The following is a 24,664-nucleotide window of genomic DNA, read 5'->3' as shown; positions in this document are numbered from 1 at the left end:
CCAACCAACAAGGGAACAGGGACATGGCTTCGGATCTTTCGGGCAAGGTCGCGATCGTGACCGGGGCGGCGCAGGGCATCGGCCGGGCGATCGCGGAGCGGCTGGCGGCCGACGGCGCGCGGATCGTCGTCGCCGACATCAAGGCCGACGGTGCCGCCGCGGTGGCCGCGGCACTAGGGAATGACAGCTTCGCCGTGGCCTGCGACGTCTCCGACCCGGCCTCGGTGGCGGCGCTGCACGAGACCATCGCGGCGCGGGCCGGGGGGGTCGACATCCTGGTCAACAACGCCGCGATCGTGCCCTTCATCGCCTGGGACGAGGTCGACCTGACGCATTGGCAGAAGATCATCGCGGTCAACCTGACCGGCGTGTTCCTGATGTCCCGTGCGTCCTCCGACCTGATGCGCCGCGACGGCCGCCCCGGCCGGATCATCAATATCTGCTCCAACACCATCTTCGCCGGCACGCCGAACATGGCCGCCTATGTGGCGGCCAAGGGCGGCGTGTTCGGCTTCACCCGGGCGCTGGCGACCGAGCTGGGCAAGCACGGCATCACCGTGAATGCGGTGACGCCGGGGCTGACGGCCTCGGACGGAGTCCTGGCCAGCCCGCACGCCCAGGCGTTCGGCTTCGTCGAGATGCTGCAGGCGATCCCGGGCCAGGGCCAGCCGCGTGATATCGCCCCGGCCGTCGCCTTCCTCGCCTCCGACGAAGCGCGCTGGATCACGGGGCAGACCCTGAATGTCGATGGTGGGATGGTGCGCTGGTGAGCCGCCGCCTTCTTCGTTTGTATCCGCTCGCTCCTCGTGAGCGAATGCTGCGGAACACGGGTGGTTGACACCCTCCGGCGCCCCCGCCGACGATCATGCTCCGATAGTCAAAGCTATTTCCGGGGAGCGGCTTATGCCGTCAGCGACCGATCGTCAGTGGCAGCGATGGGGCAGAGAGAATCCCTATTACGGGATCGTCGGAATCGAGACGTCGGAGTTCGAGAGCCGGTGGCGCAGCCGGTTCTTCGAGACCGGCCAAATCCACATGGATCATGTTTTCGAGCAGTTGACCCGCTACGATGCCGAGCCGTTCGACCGGAAGAAGGCGCTCGACTTCGGATGCGGCGCCGGGCGCCTGCTGGCCCAGATGGTCGACCGCTTCGACAGCGTGGTCGGGGTGGACGTCTCGCACGATCAGCTCGCCCTCGCCCGCGCGAACGTCGCGGCGACCAATCTCCGCCTGGCCTCGACGCTGGACGAGCTCGGGGGCGAGCGTGGCAGCTTCGACTTCGTCAACACCTTCGTCGTCCTGCAGCACATCCGGCCCAGGCAGGGTTATGCGATCATCGACAAGCTGCTGAAGCTGTTGCGGCCGGGCGGTTCGTTCGCGATCCACTTCACGGTCGGGGACCTGCGGGACCGGCGGCGGCGCCTCAACTGGTTCCGCTATCGCATCCCGCCGCTGCACTGGGCCTACAACGTCTCCCGCCGGCGCCCGTGGAACGAACCGATCATGGAGATGAACAAGTATGATCTGGCCACGGTCGGCGCGCTGATGATGCGGAACGACATCGGCCGGTTCGGCTGCACGTTGTTCAACCACACCGACAACACCGGCATGCTCTGCTTCGGGCGGCGTGAGCCGGGCATCAACGTGCTGCCGCAACCGTGGAACGGCTGACGTCCCAGGCCGGGTCTCAGCCGGGGCTGTGGCCGGCCAGGCGAGGCAGCAGCCGGGCCCAGCCGAGCATGCCGTCGCGGAACCGCTCCAGCCGGAAGAACTCGTTCGGCGAGTGGTAGTCCTCGTCGGCGGTCGCGAAGCCGAAGAACACCGTCTCGATGCCGAGGATCTGGCGGAAGACGGTGCCGATCGGGATCGTCGCCCCCATCGCCACGCGCAGCGGCGGCTGGCCGAACAGCTCGCCCAGCACCGCCTCGGTCAGCGCCAGCACCGGCTGGTCGGCCGGCAGGGCGAAGGCCGGGGAGCCCGGGCCGTGGCGCCGGATCTCCAGCCCGTAGCCGGCCGGGGCGTACCGCCGCAGATGCGCCTCGATCGCGGCGAAGACCCGCTCCGGGTCCTGGCCGGCGACCAGGCGGCAGGAGATCTTGGCGCCCGCCTTGGCCGGGATCACCGTCTTGGTGCCGGGCCCGCCATAGCCGCCGGTGATGCCGTTCAGCTCCAGCGTCGGCTTCAGCCATTGCCGGACCAGGAGATCCTCCGCCGAGGGCATCGGCTGCGGCGCCGCGGCGCCGATCGCGGCGAAATAGCCCTGCGGGTCGAAGCCGGAGGCCTGAATGGCCTCGATCAGCTTCGGGTCCGGCGGGGTGATGCCGTCATGGAATCCTTCGACCGCGACCTCGCCGGCCTCGTCGTGCAGCGTCGCCAGGAGACGGGCCAGGGCCGGCAGCGGGTTGGGCGCGCTGCCGCCGTGGCGGCCGGAATGCAGGTCCTTGGCGGCGCCGTGCAGCTCCAGCTCGAGCGCCAGCATGCCGCGGCTGGCGACGGTGACGGTCGGCAGGTCGGGCCGCCACATCGCCCCGTCGGCCGACAGCACCACATCGGCGGCCAGCCGCTTCTTCTCGGCCGTGACCAGCGCCTCGAGATGGACGCTGCCGCATTCCTCCTCGCCCTCGTAGAGGAACTTCAGGTTCACCGGCAGCCGGCCCTCGCGCTCCAGGAAGGCCTCGGCCACCAGGATCGGGATCAGCGACGGCCCCTTGTCGTCCGAAGCGCCGCGAGCATAGAGGCGGCCGTCGCGGATCTCGGGCGCAAAGGGCGGCGAGGTCCACAGCTCGACCGGGTCGGGCGGCTGCACGTCGTAATGGCCGTAAACCAGCACGGTCGGCGCGCCCGGGGCGCGGCACCATTCCGCCACCACCGCCGGATGGCCGCCGGTCGGCAGGATCTCGACCCGCTCCAGCCCCGCCCGGGCCATGCGGTCGGCGACGAAGCGGGCCGCCCGCTGCACCTCCGGCGCATAGGCGGGATCGGTGCTGACGCTCGGGATCGAGCAGTATTGCTTCAGCTCTTCGACATGCCGCTCGAACCGGTCCAGCAGCAGGGTTTCGACCGCGCTCATCGTCTTCCGTCCAGATTCGGCCACCGGCCGGTGATGCAGCCGGCCGACTCGAAGCGAAGAACAGCACGGCGGCGGGACGCCGTCGACCCTTCGGAAGCGATGCCGGAGGAGGAAGCCCGGCCCGAAGCGTGGTGGGGGGAGCCTCGGGCCGGGCCAGGGCGCCGTCATGGAGGGAGGGCACCTGGGGTCAGCTTGGAACGAAGGGGGGCGCCGTTCCAGGGTTGCCGGCCCCCCTATTTGCGAACCTTCCCGCCGACGGAACCGCAATGCGTCCACTGCCGTTGCGTTGCCGAGACGCCCAGGAGGAGGCCGGCATGACGACGCCCCGCAAACCCACCGAAACGCGGCCGGAGAAGGACCGGAAGGCGGCCAGCCGGAAGGTCGACGAGGCCTCGGCCGAGAGCATGGACGCGAGCGATCCGCCCTCCTTCAACCCCGGCACCGCCGGCGCGGGAGAGGACCGCCGGTCGGTGGAGAAGGTGAAGGAGCGGCGCTGAACCGCCTTGCCGATCCGTAAATGGACAGGCCGATCCCGGTCTGGCGGGGTGGCGGCCGGTGCCGTCGGTCAACAGCCGGCACCATGCCCGGCCCGGTCTCTCCCCCAAGCCACTGAATTCCGGGCCGGGCCACATGCTGTCCGGCTGATCAGCGCTCCGGCCGCAGCCGCCAGCTGCGTAGCTCGAACGGCTCGAGGTCGTGCGGCCGGTGGCGCGGCGCCGACTCCTCCAGCAACGACACCGGCTCGCCCAGGCGCCAACCATCCGGAACGGTGATCGACAGCGGCCCGCGCGCCCCGGCCGGCTCGTAGAGGCGCAGCACCAGGCCGTCGCCCTCCTCCGCCGGCTTCAGCGCGGCGAGCCCGGCCTTGATGCCGGAGACCATCAGGGGCGTGTGCAGGCCGACCGCGAGGTTGCGGGCCGGCAGCGCCAGCAGCTTCTGGTTCAGATCCTCCGCCGCCTCGCGCACCCCGCCCTCATGCCAGTCGCCTTCATGCGGCAGGATCGCATAGGTGAAGTCCTGCACGCCCTCATCGGCCAGCGGGTCGGGGTAGATCGGCGCGCGGACGAGGCTGAGGCCCAGCACGTTGTCGAGCGCGCTGTGGCCATATTTCCCGTCATTCAGCAGGGCGACGCCGAAGCCCGGCTCCGACAGGTCGGCGAAGCGGTGGCCCGGCACCTCGAACTTCGCCTGGTCCCAGGAGGTGTTGCGGTGGGTCGGCCGCCGCACGACGCCGAAGGCGCATTCGAAGCTGGCCGTCTCCGCCCGCACCGCGACCGGCACCAGGGCGCGCAGCAGCACCCGCCGGTCGTGCCAGTCGAGCCGGGTGTGGATGTCGAACCGCGGCGAGTTCGCCCACAGCGTCAGGGTCTGGGTGATGGTGGAGTCGCGGAACCGGCGGACCAGCCGCAGCGCCGCCCGGTGCGGCCCGCCCTCGACCAGCTCCGACTCCTCCAGTTCGGTCAGCTCGAAGCCCTCGCGGTGATAGTCGGCCTCCACGTCCCAGGCATCCCAGCTTCGCGGCTTGTCGGCGGGATAGAGCCAGAGCTGGTTGCCGCGCCCGGCCAGCGCGTCGCGTCCGGTCGGCTTGTGCAGCAGGCGAGTGATCGTGCCGTCGGCGCCGATCTCCACCCGCAGAAAGCGGTTCTCGAGATGGCTGCCCGTGGTCGACTCCCCCGCCGACAGCCCGGGCGCCGGCTGCAGCGCCGCGCGGTCGAGCACGACGACGCCGAGCGGCGGCACCGTCAGGTCGGGAGCGACGGCCTCGCCCTCCAGCTCCAGCCGCAGCGGGCGCGGCGACAGGTCGGGGTTCACCACCACCAGCGCATCGGCGGTGCCGCCCGCCGGCAGGGCGGCGGCGATCGCCGCCATCGCTTCCGCCTGGCGGTCGAGGCCGGCGTCGCGGGCCGCCGCCAGCTCGCGCTCCGCATCCTCATAGACCTCGCGGATGCTGGAGCCGGGCAGGATGTCGTGGAACTGGTTCTTCAGCAGCATGCGCCAGGCCGGCTCCAGCCCGTCGAAGCGGCGGCCGCCGAGCAGCGCCGACAGGCTGCCCGATACCTCGGCCGCGATCAGAGCCCGTTCCGCCTGCCGGTTCAGGCGCTTGGTGCGGCCCTGGCTGGTCAGGGTGCCGCGGTGCAGCTCGAGATAGATCTCGCCGAGCCAGACCGGCAGCTCCTCCACCGCCACGCGCTCGCGGATGCGGCCGAAGAACTCCTCCACCCGCGCCGGCCGCAGCTCCGGCAGCGCCGGAAAATCGGCGAGCTGGGCCTGGCGCTCCAGCATCTCCGGCGTCACCCCGCCGCCGCCGTCGCCGAAGCCGACGGCGAGCAGGCTTTCGTCATGCACCGTCTTGCCGCGGAAGTTGCGCCAGGTCGGCAGCAGGCAGTCGGCCCGGATGGTGCCGTTGTAGCCCTGGATCGGATTATCGAAGGTGTGGGCCAGGACGCGGCTGCCGTCGAGGCCTTCCCACTGGAACAGGTCGTGGGGAAAGCGGTTGGTCTCCGACCAGTTCACCTTGATGGTGAAGAAGCTGCCCATGCCGCCCTGGCGCAGCAGCTGCGGCAGGGCCGGCGAGAAACCGAAGCAGTCGGGCAGCCAGCACACGGTGTGGCGGCGGCCGAAGGTGCGCTCGAAATAGCGCTGGCCGTACAGGATCTGGCGCACCAGGCTCTCGCCGGTCGGCATGTTGGTGTCGGGCTCGACCCACATCCCGCCGATCGTCTCCCAGCGCCCCTCCGCCGCCCGCTCGCGGATTTCAGTGAAGAGATCCGGGTCGTCGGCCTCGACTTGGTCATAGTAGGCGGCGGTCGACTGGTTGAAGATGAAGCCGGGGAACCGCTCCATCAGCCGCAGCGCGGTGTGGAAGGTGCGCCGGGCCTTGCGCCGGGTCTCGGCATAGGGCCACAGCCAGGCCAGGTCGATATGAGCGTGGCCGGTGATGGCGAGCCGGCCCTGCGGCGGGAAGCGCTCGCGCAAGGACCGCAGCGCCGCCACCAGCCCGTCATGCGCCGCGGCGGCGGCCGCCCGCTCCGCCTCGCCCAGCGCCGGCGGCCGGCGGTCGAGCTCGGGCAGTTGCCAGATCGCCTGCTGCTGCGGCAGCAGCGCAGTGCGGGCGAGATAGGCGCCGGTGGCCGACGGCCAGTCGAGCGACCGCAACGCCGCCTCGGCCGCCGCCAGCAGATGCGGCACCGCCTCGTGCTCCTCCAGCGCCAGCGCCGTCTCCCACACCTGGCGCAGCAGCAGGGCCAGCCGGTGCACCACCGGGTCGATCCAGACCAGCCGGGCCTCGTTCAGCCGGGGATGGGGCACCGGCTGGCCGAAGGGCAGGCGCGGCACGCTCTCGGTCTCGATCCGGATCCGGCGGGCGCGCAGCGGGAATTCCCGATGATTCGGGTCGAGGCCGAAGCGGGTGGTCCCGGCGCCCTCCTCCCCCAGGGTCAGCAGGCTTTCGCCGCCGACATCGAGATGAAGCCGGGTCTCCTCCAGCGGCCAGTCGGGCGGCACCTCGGCCTCGGCGGCGAAGGCCAGGACCCCTTCCTTGTGCGGCCAGGGATCGCCGAGCGACAGGCGTCGGCCGTCGCAGCGCCATGGCTCGATCGGCTCGCTCCCCCGCTCGCGCCAGCACAGGATCTCGGCGATGCGGGCGTCCAGGCGATGCAGACGCTGGGCGATGGACAGGCTCATTCCGATCTCTCCGATGGGCGGGGGCAGGACGGTGCGATGCCTGCGGAACCTGGGGAGACGCGATTCGCTTCGCCCCTAGTTACCGCATTCCGCCGGCATGGGCACGGCCGGATACGCACGGACGAGCCCTGGCGAGAGGATCCAGTTCGATTGGATTTTACAGATTTTAACGCTCATCTTGTCGATTGTTTTGCAATGCGAAAAAGGTTTCCTGTTTCCCGGAAACCAGTGATAGCTTACAAAGACTAGGGTTTCGGGTTCATGCACAAGCGGTCGTCGTAACGCCGTGCCGCCGGCAGCCAGGGTCCAAAGATCCGGCGCCGGCGGACCAGGGGGAGCGCAACGTCCCGAAGGTTTCGATCGGACGACGAGTCCCTCATGACGACCGTGCCGCCGGTTCCGGTGGCCGGACGACAGCTTGAAAGGAGCAGGACGTATGGCTCAAGACCAGATCCTGTTCGACGTGACCCGGCTGGTGCGCCGATCCGGCAGCGCGACGCCGACGGGCGTCGACCGGGTGGAGCTGACCTACAGCCGGCACATGCTCGAGCGCTATCCGCGCGACGTCCAGTTCATCGCCCGCTGGCGTTCGCGCTATTGGCAGCTCTCGACCCCCGCCTTCGCCCAGTTCGTCGCCAGCCGGTTGGAGCGCTGGAGCTTCGGCGCCCAGCGCATCCGCAGCCATGAGGTGGAGCGGATTGCGCGCTTCATCGGCGTGCCGGCGGAGCAGTTCAGCAGCAGCCGGGCGGCGGTCACGCCGGTCCCGTCGCTGCGGCCGTCGGCGCCCCTGCTGCAGCTCGGCATGGACGCCCTGCTCGGCGCCCGCGGGCTGCTGTCGCGGATGATCAGCATCAGCGCCCGGCGGCAGCAGGCGATCTACGTCAACGTCTCGCATGAGGGGCTGCACCAGCCGGCGACGCTGCAGCGCCTGGTGTCGCGCCGCAAGCTGGCGCCGATCTACCTGGTGCACGACCTGATCCCGATCGACCATCCGGAATATGTCCGCCCTGGCTATGCCGCGCGGCACGTGGCCCGGATCGAGGCGATCTCGACCACCGCCGCCGCCACCATCGTCAATTCGCAGCAGACCAAGCGCGACCTGATGAAGCATGTGCAGAAGCACCACGGCAGCATGGACGGCGTCTATGTCGCGCCGCTCGGGGTCGACCACCGCTTCGCGCCGCAGAAGGTCAACGATCTGGAGAGCGAGCCCTATTTCCTGATCATCGGCACCATCGAGCCGCGCAAGAACCATCTGTTCATGCTGCAGGTCTGGCGCGCCCTGGTGCAGAAGCTGGGCAAGGCCGCGCCGAAGCTGGTGATCGTCGGCCGCCGCGGCTGGGAAAACGAGAACGTGATCGACATGATCGAGCGCTGCGAGCAGATCGCCGACCATGTGATCGAATGCGGCCGGGTGCCCGATGCGGTGCTGCACCGCCTGCTGATCGGCGCCCGCGCCGTGCTGTTCCCCTCCTTCGCCGAAGGCTACGGCCTGCCGCTGGTCGAGGGCCTGTCCAGTTCGGTGCCGGTGATCTGCTCCGACCTGCCCGTGTTCCACGAGCTGGGCAGCGGCATCCCGGACTATCTCGACCCGCTGGACGGCCCCGGCTGGATGGACACGATCATCGACTACGCCAAGCCGAATTCGCCGCGGCGCCAGGCGCAGATGGCACGGCTGGCCCGCTTCAAGGCGCCGACCTGGGACCGGCATTTCAACATCTTCGACGACGTCGTCGCCGATGTGCGGCGGAAATACAGCATCTGCTGAGAGACCGGCTCACATCCCCTGGAGCAAGGCCGCGACGATCGCCTCCGGCGCATCCTCCTGCATCAGGTGGCCGGCATCGGGGACGCGGGTCAGCCGGCCGCCGGTCAGCCTTGCCGCCAGCCGCTCGCCCTGGGCGATCGGGATCCAGGCGTCCTGCTCGCCCCACAGGATCTCGACCGGCCAGTCCATCGGACCGTATGACGGCTCGATCTCCTCGAGATACCGGTCATCCATCTGCGCGATCTGGCGGTAGAAGGCGGGGCGCCCCGTCTCCCCCTGCCAGGGCCGCATGTAGATGGCCATCGCCTCCTCGGTCAGCGGGTTCCGCGCCGAACCCTGGATATAGACCCGCAGCAAGGCGTCATGGGCGTAGTCCGGCAGCCCGGCGAAGGCCGCCTCATGCGCGGCGACGTGGCGGAAGAAGGGTGAGCCGGACGGCGGCAGCGCCACCGGGTCGACCAAAGTGAGGCGGCGGTAGCGGCAGCCCTCGAGATAGCAGGCCCGCAGCGCGGTCATGCCGCCGAAATCATGCGCCAGCACCTCCGGCTGCTCCAGCCCCCATTCGCGCAGCAGGGCGGCGAACAGCACGCTCTGGACGGCCGGGGACACATCCTGGCCGTCGCGCTGCTCCGATTGGCCGTAGCCCAGCAGATCGAAGACATGGACCCGCCGGCGGCTCGCGGCCAGCGGCGCGATCCGGCGCCAGACCTGCGACGAGAACGGCGTGCCGTGCAGCAGCACGAGCGGCGGCCCGTCACCGATCGCGCCCCAGGCCACGCTCTGTCCGCGAAAGGTGAAGCGCCGGTCGAGGGTCAGCATGGACCATCTCCCCAGTAACCTCTATTTCTTATTTAATGGTTATAGCACGGATCCTGTTCCGGGCGAATGGAGAGATGTATCGATGACGACGGCGTGGCGGGAAGAGGATCTGGTCGGGGGCGACGTCGTCCTCGATTTCCTGAACACCGTCGGCGACACCGGCAAGAGCCGGCGGCTGGAGCGGCTGGAGTCCTGGAGCGACGCCGTCGCCTGGGCGCGGTTCGTCGGCCTCATCGACGCGCGTGAGGCCGCGATGCTGCAGTCCGGCCCGAATGGCGGACAGCAAAGCCTCTTCCGGCTGCGCGCGTTCCGGGAGGCCGCCTATCGGGTGCTGAGCGCCCGGGCCGTGGGAGCGGCGCCCGAAGCCGACGCGCTCGGCGCCGTCGAGGCGGACATTCGCGAAGCGCTGGCGGCCTCGCGCCTGTCGGCCGCTGGCGGGGAGGAGGTCTGGCGGCTCCTCCCGGATCAGGCCGGCCGGGACCTCCTCCGGCATCGGCTGGCGCTCAGGCTGCTGCACCTCCTGAGCGGGCCGGAGCTGTCGCGCCTGCGGGAATGCGGCTGCTGCCCGTGGCTGTTCCTCGACCATGGCCGCGGCCGGGGGCGGAGCTGGTGCCGGATGGAGACCTGCGGCAACCGGGCCAAGGCCGCGCGCTTCCGGGCGGCGCGGACCGAGGGACCGTCAGCCGGCCCGGCCTGAACCGGCGATCCAGGACCGGATGAAACCGTTGATCTGCTCCGGCCGCCATTGCACCGGGGCCGCCTCCTGAATTCCCGGCCGGGGCGCGGCGCGGCCGCAATCCAGGATCATGAAATCCGTGCGCCGCTCGCGCTCCGGATCCACCTCCTTCAGCACCGGCGCGTGGTCGCCGTAGAAGGCCAGCAGCACCCGGTCCGCCGCCGCGTCGAAATGGGCCGCGAGCCGGGCCAGCATCGCGTCGGCATTGCCGATGTGGTGGAGGTATTGCTGCAGCGGCTCGTCCTTGCCCGGCAGCCGGCCCGGCCGGAAGGGGTCGTGCGCCTCCATGGTGACGCAGACCAGGAACAGCCTGACCCCGTCCTGCCGCGCCCGGCGCAGTTCGTCCTCGATCACCCCGGCCACCGCGGCGTCGGAGATGTAGTAGCCGCAGCGCTCGGCCCCCGGCAGGGCGCGCTGGCCGATGAAGCGGTCGAAGCCCAGCGCCGGGATCGCCTCGCGGCGCCGGAAGAAGCGCTCGTCATAGGGGTGCAGGAACACGGTGCGCCAGCCCTCGCGGCGCAGCGCCGCCGCCAGCGACGCCGGGGCGAAGCGCTGCGGCCGGAGATAGGGGTGGAGGCCGTCGAAGGACTGGTCCTCGGCGCCGAGGCCGGTGATCACCGAGATCTCCGGCCGCAGCGTGTAGGCGCCGAAGCACGGCACATCGAGCAGGCCGTGCACCAGGGCACGGGGCTTGAGCCGGTCGAATTCGGGCAGCGCGGTCGCGATGCCGATGCGGCGCAGATCCATGAAGGATTCGGACTGGATCGCGACCACCGCGTCGACGCCCTCGCCGGGACCGGGCGGCGGCGGCACCGGCAGGGGCCGGCGGCCTTCGCCGCGCCAGCGCAGCCAGGCGGTCGGCAGCGACAGGGCTAGGCCGAAGCGCCGGACCGCGCTGCGCGGATCGCAGGCATCGGCGAAGGTCAGCACCTTCGGCCAGAAAACGAAGACGGCCGCGGCGCAGAGCAGCGCCGCCTCGGTCGCCAGCAGGGCCAGCTGCGCCGGCACGGGGATGCTGCGCGGTTCCAGCTCGATCCACGCCGCGATCACCGCCAGCAGCATTGCAACGGCGCCGGCCAGAACCAGGCCCTCGCGCCGCTCGATATAGAACAGGCTCGGATGCCGCAGCATCGGAAGGATGAAGGCAAAGTCCGAGAACACCAGCGGCTCGTAGAGCACGCGGTGCTTGGCGTTCGAGATCGCGACCAGGATGGCGAGGGTGATCAGGCTGGCCGCGAGCGCGAACCAGAAGCGGCCGAACAGGCCGAGCCAGGCGCCGAGCAGCAGCAGGAAGACGACGGCGCGGCCGAGGAGGGCGGCACGGCTGCCGCCGAAGATCCCCCGCCGTGGCCGGGCCAGCGCGTCCACCGCCTCCCAGGCGACGGCGCCGCCGGCCAGACCGATCAGCTCGGGTGCGACCGGCATGGCGCCGCCTCCTTCCGCGGCTACGCTCAGCCGCCGCCCGAGACCACCGTGGTCGCCGGGGTGCTGACCGAGATCGCGCTGCGCACCACCTGCAGGAACTTGAGGAACTCGACCGAGGACGCGGTGCCGACATAGATCAGGTCGCGGCTCCGCACCGGGAACTGCTGGGCGTAGAAGAAGCCGCGCGGATCCTCGAAGCTGAGGCGATAGACCACCGGCACCGGCTGCCGCGTCGCCAGCAGGGGCGAGTTGTCCCGGATCTGGCGGAACACCGCCCGCGACTCGAAGCGGAAGATGAAGACGGCGCTGGCGTCGGCGGCGTTCGGCGCCAGCCCGCCGGCCCGGCCGACCGCCTGGGCCAGGGTGAACGGCTCCTGATCGATCGGCAGCTCGCCGGAGCTGCTGACCGAACCGAGCGCGGTGAAGGTCTGCGGGTGGCGGGTCACGTAGATGACGTCGCCGGGCTGAATGTAGATGTTCTCCGAGGGGTCCTTCAGGACGGTGGGAAGGTCCACCGTCTCCGACGCCCCGGCCCGGGTCAGGGTGATGAAGGTCTCCGCTGGCAGCGACCGGATGCCGCCGCCCTGGGCGACGACGTCGAGCAGCCGGTCGCCTTTGATGTTGAGCGGCACCCGCGCCGCGCCCGTCTGGTCGCCCAGCACCGAGGCCGTGGCCGAGGCCGATTCAGGTACGGTCACGATCACCTGCGGCTGGCTGGCCTGGCTGGCCAGCGCCTGCTCGATCGCCTCGGCGACCTGGGTCGGCGTGCGGCCGACCGCGCGGATCGGCTTTGCCGCATAGGGCACCGAGATGTTGCCGCGCTGATCGACGACCTGGGGCGGCAAGGTGACGCTGTGCGCCCCCTCGGCACCGGTCGGGGCGACGCCGCCGCTGGCGGCGAACAGGCCGGTGCCGGCTTCCCAGATCGACACCGAGACGACGTCGCCGACGCCGATCTGCTGCGTCGGCGCCGGCGCCTTGTCGCCGAAGCGCTGCATCAGGCTGGGGCGGGGGGCGCGGTTCAGCGCCGCGAGCGTCGTCTCGTTGAGATCGACGATGGCATAGCGGGTGTCGACCGCCTGGGCGGCCTCCGCGGCCGATGCCTTCTCGCCCGACGCCAGGATCTGGCCCGCCAGGGGGCCGTGACTCGGCAGCTCACCGCAGGCGGGGAGCGCGAGAACGGCGGGAACGAGCCAAACCAGTCGCAAGGTCATGGAGACATCGTCTCTCTGCTGAGCGCCGCAGCGCGAATGCTTGGGTGCATACCAGATTTCGGACGCGAGAGCCAACATTGCATGCGACCACACTTTCACATTCGAATTCGCAAGCCAAGGCATGGCGCGGCTTTCAGGACCCCGAACCTCAAATTCCGGTTTTCGTGGACCACTTTAGGTTTTATATCTATAGGGGTTCGCCAAATCTCTGATGGCGATGTCGGCGGGGCTGTGTTCCGATACGGCCTTCGCCATCGGGGGCTGCCGAAGCCTTCGTTCCGAGTCGCTGGACAGGACAGGACCACGCCGTGACGCCTCAGACGATCATGATCGACGGCTACAATCTCGGCCTCGAAACCGGCACCGGGGTGGCCACCTATGCCCGCAACCTGAGCTATGAGCTGCACAATATCGGCTACCGCACCGAGGTGCTGTATGGCGGCCGGGCGGCGCCGAGCACCCAGCAGCTGCTGCGCGAGATCGCCTTCTTCGATCCCGCCAATGTCGGCGACACGCCGCGTTGGCTGGAGTTCCTGCGCTATGTCAACGAGCTGATCTATTCGCCGGCCGGGGTGCGGGCCAAGCCGGTGCCGATCACCGGCAAGGTGATCGCCAAGACCTACCGATCGCGCATGCCCTATTACGACCGGCTCTGGACCGTGCCGGACCTGTGGAACCGCTCGTACCGGCACTTCGCCATCTACCGCAACCGGATGACGGTCGCCGCGCGCGAGACGCCGCGGCTGATGCACTGGACCTATCCGCTGCCGCTGCGCATGGCCGGCGCCCGCAACATCTACACCATCCACGACCTGGTGCCGCTGCGGCTGCCCTACACCACGCTCGACAACAAGCGCCGCTACCACAAGCTGGTGCGGATGCTGCTGCGCCGCGCCGACCACATCGTCACGGTGTCGGAGACTTCGAAGCGCGACATCGTCGACCTGTTCGGCTATCCCGAGGAGCGCATCACCAACACCTACCAGGCGGTCGACATCCCGGCGAAATACGCCGAGAAGCCGGAGGAGGCGGTCAAGCGCGAGGTCGAGGGCACCTTCAATCTCACCTACAAGAACTACCTGCTCTATTTCGGCGCGATCGAGCCGAAGAAGAACATCGGCCGGCTGATCGAGAGCTATCTCGCCAGCCAGATCAAGACGCCGCTGGTGATCATCGGCAAGCTGGCCTGGAAGACCGACCAGGAGCTGCGGCTGCTGAACGACTCCACCATCCGCTACCTGGAGCAGGTCGACACCCTGACCTTCACCCGCAACCGGGTGCTGCGCATCGACTATGCCCCCTTCCCCCTCTTGGTCAGCCTGATCCGCGGCGCCAAGGCGGTGACCTTCCCGTCGCTCTACGAAGGCTTCGGCCTGCCGGTGCTGGAGGCGATGCGCCTGGGCACGCCGGTCCTGGCCTCGACCGAGGGCGCGGTGCCCGAGGTCGCCGGCGATGCGGCGCTGCTGGTCGATCCCTACGACACCCACGCGCTGTCGGAGGCGATCCGCGCCCTCGACGCCAATGCCGAGCTGCGCGGCGATCTGGCGCAGCGCGGCGGCCGCCAGGCGGCCCTGTATTCGCCGGAACGCTACCGCGCCCGGCTGGCCGAGATGTACCGGCGGCTGCTGCCGGCCGGGGAGACGGCACCGGCCATGGCGGCGCCGGAGGCGACGGCCGGGACGCCGGTTCTGGCGGACGGCGACCAAAGGTTTCGCTGAAGAATCCGGAATGGAGCGGAAAGGTTTGGCGGTTTCGCAGGTTTCCTCATCGCACCCCGTCTGCTATGCTGCGGTGCAGCGAACGGAAGCGCAGCCGCCCCCGATCTCGTGAGGTATGGCTTGGGCAAGACACCGGACAACCCCTCGGAAGACCTCTCCGAAAAGCTGGACCAGCAGGCCTCGGTCTCGGACTCCGCCGATGCGCGGGTGTCGCGCCGGTCGATCGCCGAGCTGCGGGCCGCCCGGGCGCGGCTGGCGGCCCGCCGCGCCGGCGATGCCTCCAGCCCCGAGCCGGCCCCGGAGACGCCGCCGACCGATGCCACGATCACCTCGCTGCCCCGCCGGCGGCCGCCTGCCGAGGAGCCAATGACCAGCTTCGTCCGCGACCTGCCGCTGCGGTCGGCGCCGGCGCCGACCGCCCGGCGCCTGCCCGACCGCCGCACCGATGCGGCGACCGAGCCGCTCAAGCTGCCCAGCCGCAAGGCCAGGCTGTCGGTCGGCTTCTGGCTGTCGCTGCTGCTGATGGTGGTGCTGCCCACCGGGCTGGCCGCCTACTACTACTTCTTCGTCGCCGCCGACCAGTACGTCTCCGAGTTCCGCTTCGCGGTAAAGTCGTCGAACGCCTCGGCCTCCTCCGCCACCACCGACCTGGTCGGCGCGGCGCTGGGCCAGTCGGCCCGGCTGTCCGCCTTCAGCGACAACTTCATCGTCGCCGACTACATCAGCAGCCGCGAGGCGGTGGCCGACCTGCTGAAGACCGTCGACCTGCGCCAGATCTACAGTGATCCGAAGGCCGACTTCCTGGCCAAGCTCGATCCCAACGTGCCGATCGAGAAGCTGGTGGACTACTGGCAGGACCGGGTCGACGCCAGCTTCGACGTGTCCACCGGCATCTCGATCGTCCAGGTCCGGGCCTTCACGCCCGAGGATTCGCTGCGCGTCGCCAAGGCGCTGATCGCCTCCAGCGAGGACCTGGTCAACCGCATCGCCGAGCGGGCCCGCGAGGATGCGGTGCGCTTCGCCGAGCGGGACGTCAGGAACGCCGAGCAGCGGCTGCGCGACGTCACCGCCAAGCTGCGCCAGTTCCGCAACGTGCAGCAGACCCCGGACCTGTCGACCAGCGCGTCCTCGACCCTCGGCCTGTCGCTGCAGCTGCGCACCAACCTGGCGCAGATGGAAGCGCAGCTGACCTCGCTGTCGACCCATATGGCGCCGGACGCGCCGACCATCAAAGTCCTGAAGAACAACATCGCCGCCACCCGCGACCAGCTCAACAAGATCGAGGGCGAACTCGGCTCCGGCGCGATGCAGGCGGCCAATCCGTCCGCCGAGGGTTACGCCGCGACCCTGTCGGATTACGAGGACATCCGGATCGAGCTGCAATTCGCCCAGCAGAGCTACCAGAACATGCTGACGGCGCTCGACCAGGTGCGCAGCAGCGCCATGTCGGACCGCACCTATCTGATGCCCTATGTCGAGCCGGCCATGGCCGAGTACCCGCTGTATCCGGCGCGGGTCGAGGACGTGCTGATCGTGCTGCTGATCGCCGGCGTGGCCTGGGCCATCACCATGCTCACGGTCTATGCCGTGCGCGACCACATGATCTGAGGCGGGCCGCGCGATGCCGACGGGCGCCCGCCCTTCCCGAACCATGTCCGGAGCCGCGGCATGACCGCGCTGGCCCGCCCGCGCTTCGGCCAGGCGATCGGGGTCCAGGCCCGGGTCGTGGTGTCGCTGATGCTGCGCGAGATGCGGATGCACGCCAAGCATTCGCGCCTCAGCTACCTGCTCGAGATGCTCGAGCCGATGCTGCAGCTCACCATGATGATGACGGTGTTCGCCGCGATCGGCCGGCAGGCGGATTTCGGCACCAGCATGCTGCTGTTCCTCGGCACCGGCATGATCCCGTACTTCACCTTCGTCCACATCTCCTCCAAGGCGATGGGCGCGGTGCGCGGCAGCGGGCTGACCAAGAGCGTGCCGCTGGTGAAGCCGCTGGACCTGATGCTGGCCCGGTCGTTCCTGGAGACGCTGCAGCTCGCGGTCGTGGCGATCCTGCTGTTCAGCTTCATCTACGTCGTGATCGGGGTGCGGGACGCCTGGCCGGCCCGGCCGCTGACGGCGGTCTCCGCCTTCGCCGCGATCACCGCCGCGGCGATCGGCGTCGGCATCGTCAACGGCGTGATCGGCTCCTTCTTCCGGCTGTGGGCGGTGGTCTACGGCGTGTTCGGCCGGTCGCTGCTGTTCCTCAGCGCCGTGTTCTACGTGCCCGACTACATGCCGACGCAGATCCGCGACTGGCTGGTCTGGAACCCGGTGCTGCACGGCGTGGAGTGGTTCCGCACCGGCTTCTACCCGACCTATCCGACGCTGTGCCTGGACAAGACCTATCTGCTGTCCTGGGCGCTCGGCTCGATCTTCCTCGGCCTCACCATGGAGCGGGCGCTGCGGAACCGCAGGATGGCGGCGAAATGATCGTGCTGGACCGCGTCAGCAAGCGCTACCGCTCGCACGGCACCGGCCAGAGCAAGCTGGTCTTCGACGATGTCAGCGCCGTGTTCGAATCCGGCCGGACGGTCGGCATCCTGGGCAAGCGCGGCGCCGGCAAGTCGACCCTGATCCGCCTGATCGCCGGGGCCATCCCGCCCGATTCCGGCCGGGTGCTGCGCCGCGGGCGGGTGTCCTTCCTGGTCGGCACCGCCGGCCCCTTCGTCACCACCATGACCGGGCGCGAGAATGTCTGGTTCACCGCCCGCCTCTACGGCGCCGACGCCCGGGAGGTGATCCGCTTCGTCGAGGCGCATGCCGGGCTGGGCGCCGATTTCGACAAGCCCTTCTCGGCCTTCACCGGCGACAAGCGCAGCCGCCTCCTGTTCACCACCGCCTACGCCCTGCCCTTCGACATCTATCTCGCCGACGAATCGCTGATCGGCGGCCCGCCCGGCTTCCGCGACTGGTGCGAGCGCCTGGTCGACGCCCGGCGGCAGCAGGCGACGCTGGTCTTCACCACCAAGCGGCCGCGCCTGCTGCGCCGCTTCGCCGACACCGGCGCGGTCCTGGCCGACGCCCGGCTGCAGACCTTCTCCTCGGTGCGCGACGCGATCCTGTCGTTCAAATCCGACGAGCCGGCCGCGGACGACGACCCGCCGATCGAGGACGTCGAGGAGGATGAAGATGACGAGCTGCCGGTGCCGACGCCCTGATCGGCGGCCCGCCGGCCTTCCCGACATGCTCGCCGCGAGCATGCGCCTTGGGCCTGGGATCGAGCCCCCATGCCCTTCCACCGGGTGCGACGCGCCCACTGCCATCTAGAGGACCCTCGATGAACACCTCCGAGCTGATCGAGCTGTTGGCCCAGGACCACAACCTGTCGCGCGTGAAGGCGAAGCGCATCGTCACCACCATCTTCCAGGCGATCACCGATTCGGCCGCGCGGGGCGACCAGGTCTCGATCTCGGGCTTCGGCCGCTTCAAGGTCGCGATCCGGCCGGAGCGCGAAGGCCGCAACCCGACCACCGGCCAGCCGATCGTGATCGCCGCCTCGAAGAAGGTGGTGTTCAGCCCGTCGAAGCCGGTCCGCGAAGCCCTGAACGGCTGAGACCGCCGCGCCGGGACCCGGCCGCACCCGCCGGATCCCGGTGCAGGCCCCTCCCGCGAGCTGCCTTTGGTAGCCGCCGGCCTGGCCGGGCCGGCGAGCGAATTCCTGTTGCCCATTCCCCGCCCCTCCCGCCGTCCGAGGTTCCCCCGATGTTTCCGAAGCCTTCCGCCTCGCTGGTCCCGAACACCTATGCCTTCGAGACCACGCCGCTGGTGAAGCCGACCGGCTTCCGCGAATACGACGCCCGCTGGTGGTTCGGGCATCCCGGGTCGGACAAGCCGCCGGAGCTGAACCTGATGGGGGTGCAGGCGCTCGGGCTCGGCCTCGGGACCTATCTGCACGAGGCCGGGGTGCGGCCCGAGGTGGTGGTCGGCCACGACTTCCGCGGCTATTCCATGGCCATCAAGATCGCCCTGGCGCAGGGGCTGATGGCAGCCGGTTGCACCGTGCACGACATCGGCCTGGCGGTCTCGCCCATGGCCTATTTCGCCCAGTTCGCGCTCGACGTCCCGGCCGTGGCGATGGTCACCGCCTCGCACAACGACAATGGCTGGACCGGGGTGAAGATGGGCTGCAGCCGCCCGGTCACCTTCGGGCCGGAGGAGATGGGGCGGCTGCGCGACATCGTGCTGTCCGGCGTCTTCGAGCCGCGCAGCGGCGGAGGCTACCGCTTCGTCGAGGGCTTCGCCGAGCAGTATGTGCGCGAGCTGACCGAGGGCCGGAGGATGACCCGCAAGATGCGCGTGGTCGCCGCCTGCGGCAACGGCACCGCCGGCGCCTTCGCGCCGCGGGTGCTGGAGGCGATCGGCATCGAGGTGATCCCGCTGGACGTCGATCTGGACCACACCTTCCCGAACTACAACCCCAACCCCGAAGACATGGAGATGCTGCACGCCATCGCCGCCAAGGTGAAGGAGACCGGCGCCGATTTCGGCCTGGGCTTCGACGGCGACGGCGACCGCTGCGGCGTGGTCGACGACGAGGGCAATGAGATCTTCGCCGACAAGATCGGCGTGATGCTGGCGCGCGACCTGTCGGCGCTGCATCCCGGCGCCCAGTTCGTGGTCGACGTCAAGTCGACCGGGCTGTTCGCCGCCGACCCGGTGCTGCAGGCCCAGGGCGCCAAGACCGACTACTGGAAGACCGGCCATTCCTACATCAAGCGCCGGGTGCGCGACCTGAACGCCCTGGCCGGCTTCGAGAAGTCCGGCCACTTCTTCTTCAACCCGCCGATCGGCCGCGGCTATGACGACGGCCTCGTCACCGCCATCGCCGTCTGCGAGATGATGGACCGCAACCCCGGCAAGACCATGGCCGACCTGTACCGCGCCCTGCCGCAGACCTGGGGGTCGCCGACCATGTCGCCGCATTGCGCCGACGAGGTGAAGTACGAGGTGGTCGACCGGGTGGTGCAGCGCTTCCGGGACATCGCCGCCAATGGCGGCCTGCCGGGCGGCCACCGGATCGTCGACCTGGTCACGGTCAACGGCATCCGGGTGACGACCGAGGACGGCACCTGGGGCCTGGTCCGCGCCTCCTCCAACAAGCCGGAGCTGGTGGTGGTGGTCGAGAGCCCGGTGTCGAAGGACCGGCTGCACGAGATGTTCAAGGCCGTCGACGGCGTGCTGCGTGAGAATCCCGAAGTCGGCGCTTACAATCAGACGATCTGAGAGTGACCTGTCGCTGGAGCCGATGATGACCATCCCGACCCCGACCGAGCAGAGCGCCGCCCTGCAGGGCCTGCGCGACCGGCTGATGACCTGGCTGACCACCCAGGCGCTGCCGATCTGGTGGGAAACCGGCGCCGACCGGGAGCGCGGCGGCTTCCACGAGCGGCTGGCGCTGGACGGCAGCCCGTGCCTCGAGCCGCGGCGCGCCCGGGTGCAGGCGCGGCAGGTCTTCGCCTATGCCGTCGCCGGCCGGCTGGGCTGGTCCGGCCCGTCGCGCCAGGCGGTGGAGCACGGCCTGGCCTTCTTCCGCCGCGCCTATGAACGGCCGGACGGCACCTTCCGCACCCTGGTCGGGCCGGACGGAGCCACGCTGGACGACAGCGTGGTGCTGTACGACCAGGCCTTCGCCCTGTTCGCCCTGGCCGTCGCCGGCACCGTGGTCGCCGACCCGGCGCCGCTGACGGCGGCGGCGACGCGCCTGCGGCAGCGGCTGGAGGCGACGCTGAAGCACCCGCTGGGCGGCTTCGAAGAGGCGTCGCCGCGCAAGCTGCCGCTGCTGGCCAACCCGCACATGCATCTGCTGGAGGCGTCGCTGGCCTGGGTCGAGCTCGGCTCCGGCCCCGACCAGCCGGCCTGGCACAAGCTGGCCGACGAGATCGCCGAGCTGTCGCTGTCCCGCTTCATCGACCCGGCGACCGGCTATCTGCGCGAGTTCTTCGACGGCGAATGGCGGCCGGCTCCGGGCCGGGACGGCCGCATCGTCGAGCCCGGGCACCTGTTCGAATGGGCCTGGCTGCTGGTCCGCTGGGGCAGGCTGCGCGGCCGCGACGATGCGATCGCCGCCGCCCGGCGCATGGCCGAGGCGGCCGAGGCCACCGGAGTCGACCCGATCCGCAACGTCGCCGTCAACGCCATCCTCGACGACGGCGCGCCGGTCGATTCCGGCGCCCGGCTGTGGCCGCAGACCGAGCGGATCAAGGCGGCGGTGGCCCTGGCCGGCATCGCCGCGACCGATCAGGAGAGGGCGCTGTGGCGCGGCCGGATCGCCGCCGGCGTGACCGCGCTGCTGACCTATCTCGACGTGCCGGTGCCCGGCCTGTGGCGCGACAAGCTGCAGCCCGACGGCAGCTTCGTCGAAGAGCCGGCGCCGGCCAGCAGCTTCTATCACATCATCTGTGCGATCGAGGAGCTGGAGAAGGCCTTCGCCGCCGGCGCCCTGGACGCGCCTTTGGCCGGCGCCGCGGCCTGAGGCAAGGAATCAGGGCTCAGCAGCCGTTTGTGTAACATCTCCCGCCTGGCGGGAGAGGCAAAACCCTCGGCTCTTCACGATCAGAGATACCTCGCGACCACCCGCGGTCCTCAACTGCTGTCCGGGGCGCTGGGCTGGCGGCTGCGGCCAGGACGGCGATGATGGCCCCGGCCCCGGGCACCAGCCCGAGCACCGTGGCGACCGGCGCCGCGGCGACGGCCGGGATGCCGGTCCAGGACGACAGGCCGGTGCAGATCACCACCGGCTGAAGGTCGACAGCGCGACATCAGCCGCGAGGATCAGGAAGGGCAGGATGCCGGGTGAGAGGACCGGATCCGGCCCCCTCCCCGTCCGGGAGGAGAGGGCCGGAACACAAGGTCAGGCCAGCCGAGCCAGGTGATCGCGGATCCGGGTCGACAGGCCGCTCTTCCAGTCGTCGAAGTTGTAGTCGGCAAGGATCCGGGCCTGGCCCTTCAGCGCCCGGGCCTTGGCCCCCTCGGGGTTGGTCAGGATGGCGCGCATCGCCGCCGCCGCCTGATCGATCCGCGGGCTGGCCCAATGGCCGACATAGGACTTGCTGCGCATCTGCTCCGGCGGCGTCGGCACGATATCGACCCCGACCAGGAAGGAGTTGTCCGGATCGCAGAAATCCTGGGTGCCGGAGTAGTTGGAGACGATCACCGGCTTGCCCAGCATCATCGCGTCGGCGATGCCGTAGCCGAAGCCTTCGGCCCGGTGCAGCGCGACGAAGACGTCGGAGGAGTCGATCAGCGACCAGTATTCCGCATCGGTCAGGTTGCCCTCGACGATCTCGATCCGGTTGTCGCCGGTGATGCGCTCCTCCACCTCTTCCCAGTAGCCGTCGAAATTGCTCCAGTGGCCGGGGTCGATCTCGCGCATCTTGAGCAGCAGCCGGACCTCCTCCTCGCCCTCGGGGAAGGCCTGCTGGAACGCCTTGACCACCGCCAGCGGGTTCTTGCGCACGATCGAGGATCCGAACTCCGCCAGCGTCAGGAAGATCAGCTCGCTCGGGCTCCGCCGGAAGCGGTCGAGGAACGGGCTGAACACCCGGGCGGGCGGCTGTGCCAGGCCCTTGCGGATGTTGCTGATCGGGGTCGAGGTGATCTTGCGGTAGCCGTCGGCGACGAAGCCGGACGGGGCCCAGATCTCGTCCACCGCATTGGCGCCGAGCAGATGGGTCTCCGGCGGCGTGTCGGTCTCCCACAGATAGAAGCCGATGATGTGCGCGTCCTCGCAGATCGGGGCGAAGCGGGCGATCATCTCCGGCGCCCGGTCGGCGTTGACGCAGAGCACCACCACCCGGGCGCGCAGATTCATGTCCTCGCGGTAGCGCCCCTCCGGGTTCACGCACTGGCCGTCATCGGCGTTGAACACCAGCGGGTCGAAGTCCGACAGCGCGTCGACGAACATGCTGAGGTTGCGGCCGAGGCCGGTGCCGTTGGCATGGCCGATGATCACCAGATCGATGCGGTCGATCGCCGGCTCCTCCGCCGGGGCCGAGGCCAGCTCGGGCGCCACGGCCGAGATCGCGGCGAGGCGCGGGGCGCGGCTGTAGACCTGGTCGATCAGCTGCCGGCGCAGCGCCTCAGGCCCGCGCTCGGCGATCAGCTCCTCCGGCACCGCGCGGCCGTTCAGGAGCGAGATCAGCGCCAGGTCGAAGCGGGTGAAGTGGCCCGTGACCTCCGGCGGGGTCGAGCCCCAATAGGACATCCAGTTGCGCGGGTTGAAGGAGCAGCGGTTCTGCTCGATCAGGTCGGCCAGCACCTCCTTGAACGACAGGGTCAGCGCGTAGCCGGCCTCCATCATCTTGTGGGTGGTGCCCTCGTCCTCGTGCCGGAACAGCCAGTACCAGCTCCAGGGCAGGGCCCGGGCGCGATAGGCGTCGACCACCGCGCTCAGCCGCTCCTTCAGCGCCTTGGAGATCAGCAGCTGGTTGTTCTTGTCGCTGATGAAGGGCGCGGTGGCGAACTTGTACTGGACCTTGCGCAGCCCCTCGTCGCTGAAGATGTCGATGTGCTGGTAGTGCCGGCGCCAGAAGGCGAACAGCGCCAGCGAGACGTCGTTCTTCAGGGCGCGCTTGTTGAACACGCCCTCGGACAGCGCCTCGTGGATCTCGTTCGTCATGCAGAAGATGGCGCGGCGGTCGGCATACTCCATGATGTCGGAGATGATCCACTGCGCCGTGCCCTGGTAGCCGACCAGGTTCTTGGTGTCGCAGTCGTACTTGTTCGCCATATAGCGGACGAACTCGGGAATCCGGCCCTTGACCTTGTCGTCGCCATTGGCGACGTCGAGGCGCACCATGGTCCTCGGCAGGTCGCATTTGGCCTTGTGGCGGGCGCCGAGATAGGCGGTGCGGTCGACCATGTCGGCCAGGTGGTCCGCCAGATCATGCAGCGCGTCCGGATCCTTCCAGAAGGACAGGGCGGTGAAGGCGGGCCCCGGGACAACGGTGCCGTCCAGCTCGAAGCCGAGCGAGCGATGGCGGCCGTGCAGGCGGGTGGCGGCGAAGGCCACCCGGCCGGTGCCGGGATCGGTCCGCGCGTCGAAGATCCGGCGGCCGTCGATCACCAGGCCGAGATCGACCGGCTGGGCCGGGTCGAGCTGGTTGATGCCCCAGAGATGGAGCATGCCGTCCTCGACGAAGACGCCGCCGATCGCCGGCTGGTCGAGCGGCGACAGCACGTGGTTGTGCTGGGAGAGGCACAGCGCCGCAGCCGCCTTGGCCGCGGCCGCGGGGTCGAAATCCTCGTCCGAGTCCCGGGCCACGCTGTACAGCCGGTCCAGCAGGATCGTGCGCCGGGTCTGCGCGCCCCCCGCCTCGTCCCGGAGCGCCGCGGCGCGGGACTCCAGCGACCGGGCCCTCACGCCGTCCCAGTCCGCCGCGTCGATCAGATCCTGCAACTCGTGGGGATCGATCGCCGAACCGGAGGCATCAGGAATCACAGCTGCGACCAAGGCTTGAATCTTCATCGCCGACGATCCTTCGACCGGGAAAATCATGGGTTTGAACGGGCGACTGGACGCGCCGTTCAGAATCGAAGACTATGCTGCAGCGCACCTAAATTCAAATTATAACGACGCGAAATCAGATTTCGCATCGGTCCAGTGGCGGAAACCCCACACCATCGGATGTCGAGAGAGCGTTCCGCATCCCGAGCTTCATAGAACGGTATGTTATCACCGGAGGAAGTTCGGAATATCGGAAGATTTTCCCGGAATTCGATGGTTTGGAAGTGTTGAATTCGCGGACCTGATGGCTGATACAAAAGGTCAGCACCTGAAATCTGGAGCAGATCATGAGTTGGAACGATCGTGCGGTGGTGCCGGTGGTGTTGTCGGGCGGGTCGGGGACGCGGCTGTGGCCGCTGTCGCGGGCGGGGTATCCCAAGCAGTTCCTGCCGCTGGTGTCGGGCCGGACGATGATCCAGGAGACGGTGGTGCGGGTCGGCGAGGCCGACGGCTTCGCCGCGCCGGTGTTCATCTGCGCCGACGACCACCGCTTCGTCGTCGCCGAGCAGATGCGCCAGATCGGCGTCGCCCCCGACGCCATCATCCTCGAGCCCTCGGCCCGCAACACGGCGCCGGCCGTCGCCGTCGCCGCCCGCTTCCTGGCCGACCGCGACCCCGACACCCTGATGCTGGTGCTGCCGGCCGACCACCACATCGCCGACCCGGCCGGCTTCCGCGCC

19 protein-coding genes are annotated in these 24,664 nt (G+C 69.7%); 13 read left to right on the top strand and 6 right to left on the bottom strand.

What is annotated here, in order from left to right:
• Positions 1–23 precede the first annotated feature (23 nt).
• A complete protein-coding gene (pldH, locus tag G537_RS0126610; RefSeq protein ID WP_026872686.1) occupies positions 24–770 on the top strand; it encodes a pyridoxal 4-dehydrogenase, SDR-type in 747 nt (248 codons plus the stop codon).
• Between the two features lie 265 nt (positions 771–1,035).
• Positions 1,036–1,671, top strand: a complete 636-nt coding sequence (locus G537_RS42420; protein WP_026872685.1) for a class I SAM-dependent methyltransferase — start codon at positions 1,036–1,038, stop codon at positions 1,669–1,671.
• A gap of 16 nt (positions 1,672–1,687) precedes the next feature.
• On the opposite strand, the gene G537_RS0126595 is transcribed toward G537_RS42420, so the two are convergent.
• Positions 1,688–3,070: a dipeptidase gene (locus tag G537_RS0126595; protein ID WP_026872684.1), complete on the bottom strand. Its 1,383-nt coding sequence runs from the start codon at positions 3,068–3,070 to the stop codon at positions 1,688–1,690.
• 314 nt (positions 3,071–3,384) lie between these two features.
• Between G537_RS0126595 and G537_RS0126590 the strand changes: the two genes are divergently transcribed.
• Entirely contained in the window at positions 3,385–3,567 is a 183-nt protein-coding gene (locus tag G537_RS0126590) for a hypothetical protein (RefSeq protein WP_026872683.1), read from the top strand.
• Between the two features lie 148 nt (positions 3,568–3,715).
• On the opposite strand, the gene G537_RS0126585 is transcribed toward G537_RS0126590, so the two are convergent.
• Positions 3,716–6,754, bottom strand: a complete 3,039-nt coding sequence (locus tag G537_RS0126585; RefSeq protein ID WP_026872682.1) for an alpha-mannosidase — start codon at positions 6,752–6,754, stop codon at positions 3,716–3,718.
• A gap of 436 nt (positions 6,755–7,190) precedes the next feature.
• On the opposite strand from G537_RS0126585, the gene G537_RS40075 reads away from it, so the two are divergent.
• Positions 7,191–8,522, top strand: coding sequence for a glycosyltransferase family 4 protein (locus G537_RS40075; RefSeq protein ID WP_051249175.1), 1,332 nt, complete (start codon positions 7,191–7,193; stop codon positions 8,520–8,522).
• 9 nt (positions 8,523–8,531) lie between these two features.
• Here the strand turns inward: G537_RS40075 and G537_RS0126575 are convergent, their stop codons facing one another.
• Entirely contained in the window at positions 8,532–9,341 is an 810-nt protein-coding gene (locus G537_RS0126575) for an alpha/beta fold hydrolase (RefSeq protein WP_026872681.1), read from the bottom strand.
• A gap of 82 nt (positions 9,342–9,423) precedes the next feature.
• Between G537_RS0126575 and G537_RS40070 the strand changes: the two genes are divergently transcribed.
• Positions 9,424–10,038: a CGNR zinc finger domain-containing protein gene (locus tag G537_RS40070; RefSeq protein WP_051249174.1), complete on the top strand. Its 615-nt coding sequence runs from the start codon at positions 9,424–9,426 to the stop codon at positions 10,036–10,038.
• Here the strand turns inward: G537_RS40070 and G537_RS42415 are convergent.
• Entirely contained in the window at positions 10,021–11,502 is a 1,482-nt protein-coding gene (locus G537_RS42415; protein WP_051249173.1) for an LTA synthase family protein, read from the bottom strand. The genes G537_RS40070 and G537_RS42415 overlap by 18 nt on opposite strands.
• Before the next feature lie 26 nt (positions 11,503–11,528).
• Entirely contained in the window at positions 11,529–12,716 is a 1,188-nt protein-coding gene (locus G537_RS40060; protein ID WP_051249172.1) for a polysaccharide biosynthesis/export family protein, read from the bottom strand.
• Positions 12,717–13,024: 308 nt separating this feature from the next.
• Between G537_RS40060 and G537_RS40055 the strand changes: the two genes are divergently transcribed.
• The 7 genes from G537_RS40055 to G537_RS0126525 all read left to right on the top strand — a co-directional run bounded on the left by G537_RS40055 (position 13,025) and on the right by G537_RS0126525 (position 20,951).
• Complete coding sequence (locus G537_RS40055) at positions 13,025–14,434, top strand: glycosyltransferase family 4 protein (RefSeq protein ID WP_245579145.1); 1,410 nt, start codon at positions 13,025–13,027, stop codon at positions 14,432–14,434.
• Positions 14,435–14,554: 120 nt separating this feature from the next.
• Complete coding sequence (locus G537_RS0126550; protein ID WP_026872680.1) at positions 14,555–16,042, top strand: KpsE/RkpR family capsule polysaccharide export protein; 1,488 nt, start codon at positions 14,555–14,557, stop codon at positions 16,040–16,042.
• A 60-nt stretch (positions 16,043–16,102) separates the two neighbouring features.
• Positions 16,103–16,909, top strand: a complete 807-nt coding sequence (locus G537_RS0126545) for an ABC transporter permease (protein WP_026872679.1) — start codon at positions 16,103–16,105, stop codon at positions 16,907–16,909.
• On the top strand, positions 16,906–17,637 hold the full coding sequence (locus tag G537_RS40050) for an ABC transporter ATP-binding protein (RefSeq protein WP_051249170.1): 732 nt from the start codon (positions 16,906–16,908) through the stop codon (positions 17,635–17,637). Before G537_RS0126545 ends, G537_RS40050 begins: the two co-directional genes overlap by 4 nt.
• Positions 17,638–17,756: 119 nt before the next feature.
• Positions 17,757–18,032: an HU family DNA-binding protein gene (locus G537_RS0126535; protein WP_026872678.1), complete on the top strand. Its 276-nt coding sequence runs from the start codon at positions 17,757–17,759 to the stop codon at positions 18,030–18,032.
• A gap of 149 nt (positions 18,033–18,181) precedes the next feature.
• Complete coding sequence (locus tag G537_RS0126530) at positions 18,182–19,702, top strand: phosphomannomutase/phosphoglucomutase (protein ID WP_026872677.1); 1,521 nt, start codon at positions 18,182–18,184, stop codon at positions 19,700–19,702.
• Between the two features lie 25 nt (positions 19,703–19,727).
• Complete coding sequence (locus tag G537_RS0126525) at positions 19,728–20,951, top strand: AGE family epimerase/isomerase (protein WP_155888791.1); 1,224 nt, start codon at positions 19,728–19,730, stop codon at positions 20,949–20,951.
• 378 nt (positions 20,952–21,329) lie between these two features.
• Here G537_RS0126525 and G537_RS42410 read toward each other — a convergent pair whose 3' ends face one another.
• Positions 21,330–23,876, bottom strand: coding sequence for a glycosyltransferase (locus G537_RS42410; protein ID WP_051249169.1), 2,547 nt, complete (start codon positions 23,874–23,876; stop codon positions 21,330–21,332).
• 395 nt (positions 23,877–24,271) lie between these two features.
• Between G537_RS42410 and G537_RS40040 the strand changes: the two genes are divergently transcribed.
• Positions 24,272–24,664, top strand: a 393-nt coding sequence (locus tag G537_RS40040; protein ID WP_034853127.1) for a sugar phosphate nucleotidyltransferase, incomplete at its 3' end; no start/stop codon positions are given.

The sequence above is a fragment of the Inquilinus limosus DSM 16000 genome, from assembly GCF_000423185.1.
In the GTDB taxonomy this organism is placed as follows: domain Bacteria; phylum Pseudomonadota; class Alphaproteobacteria; order DSM-16000; family Inquilinaceae; genus Inquilinus; species Inquilinus limosus.
The sequence above is the reverse complement of the archived record's forward strand: the minus strand, read 5'-3'. Positions and strand labels throughout refer to the sequence as shown.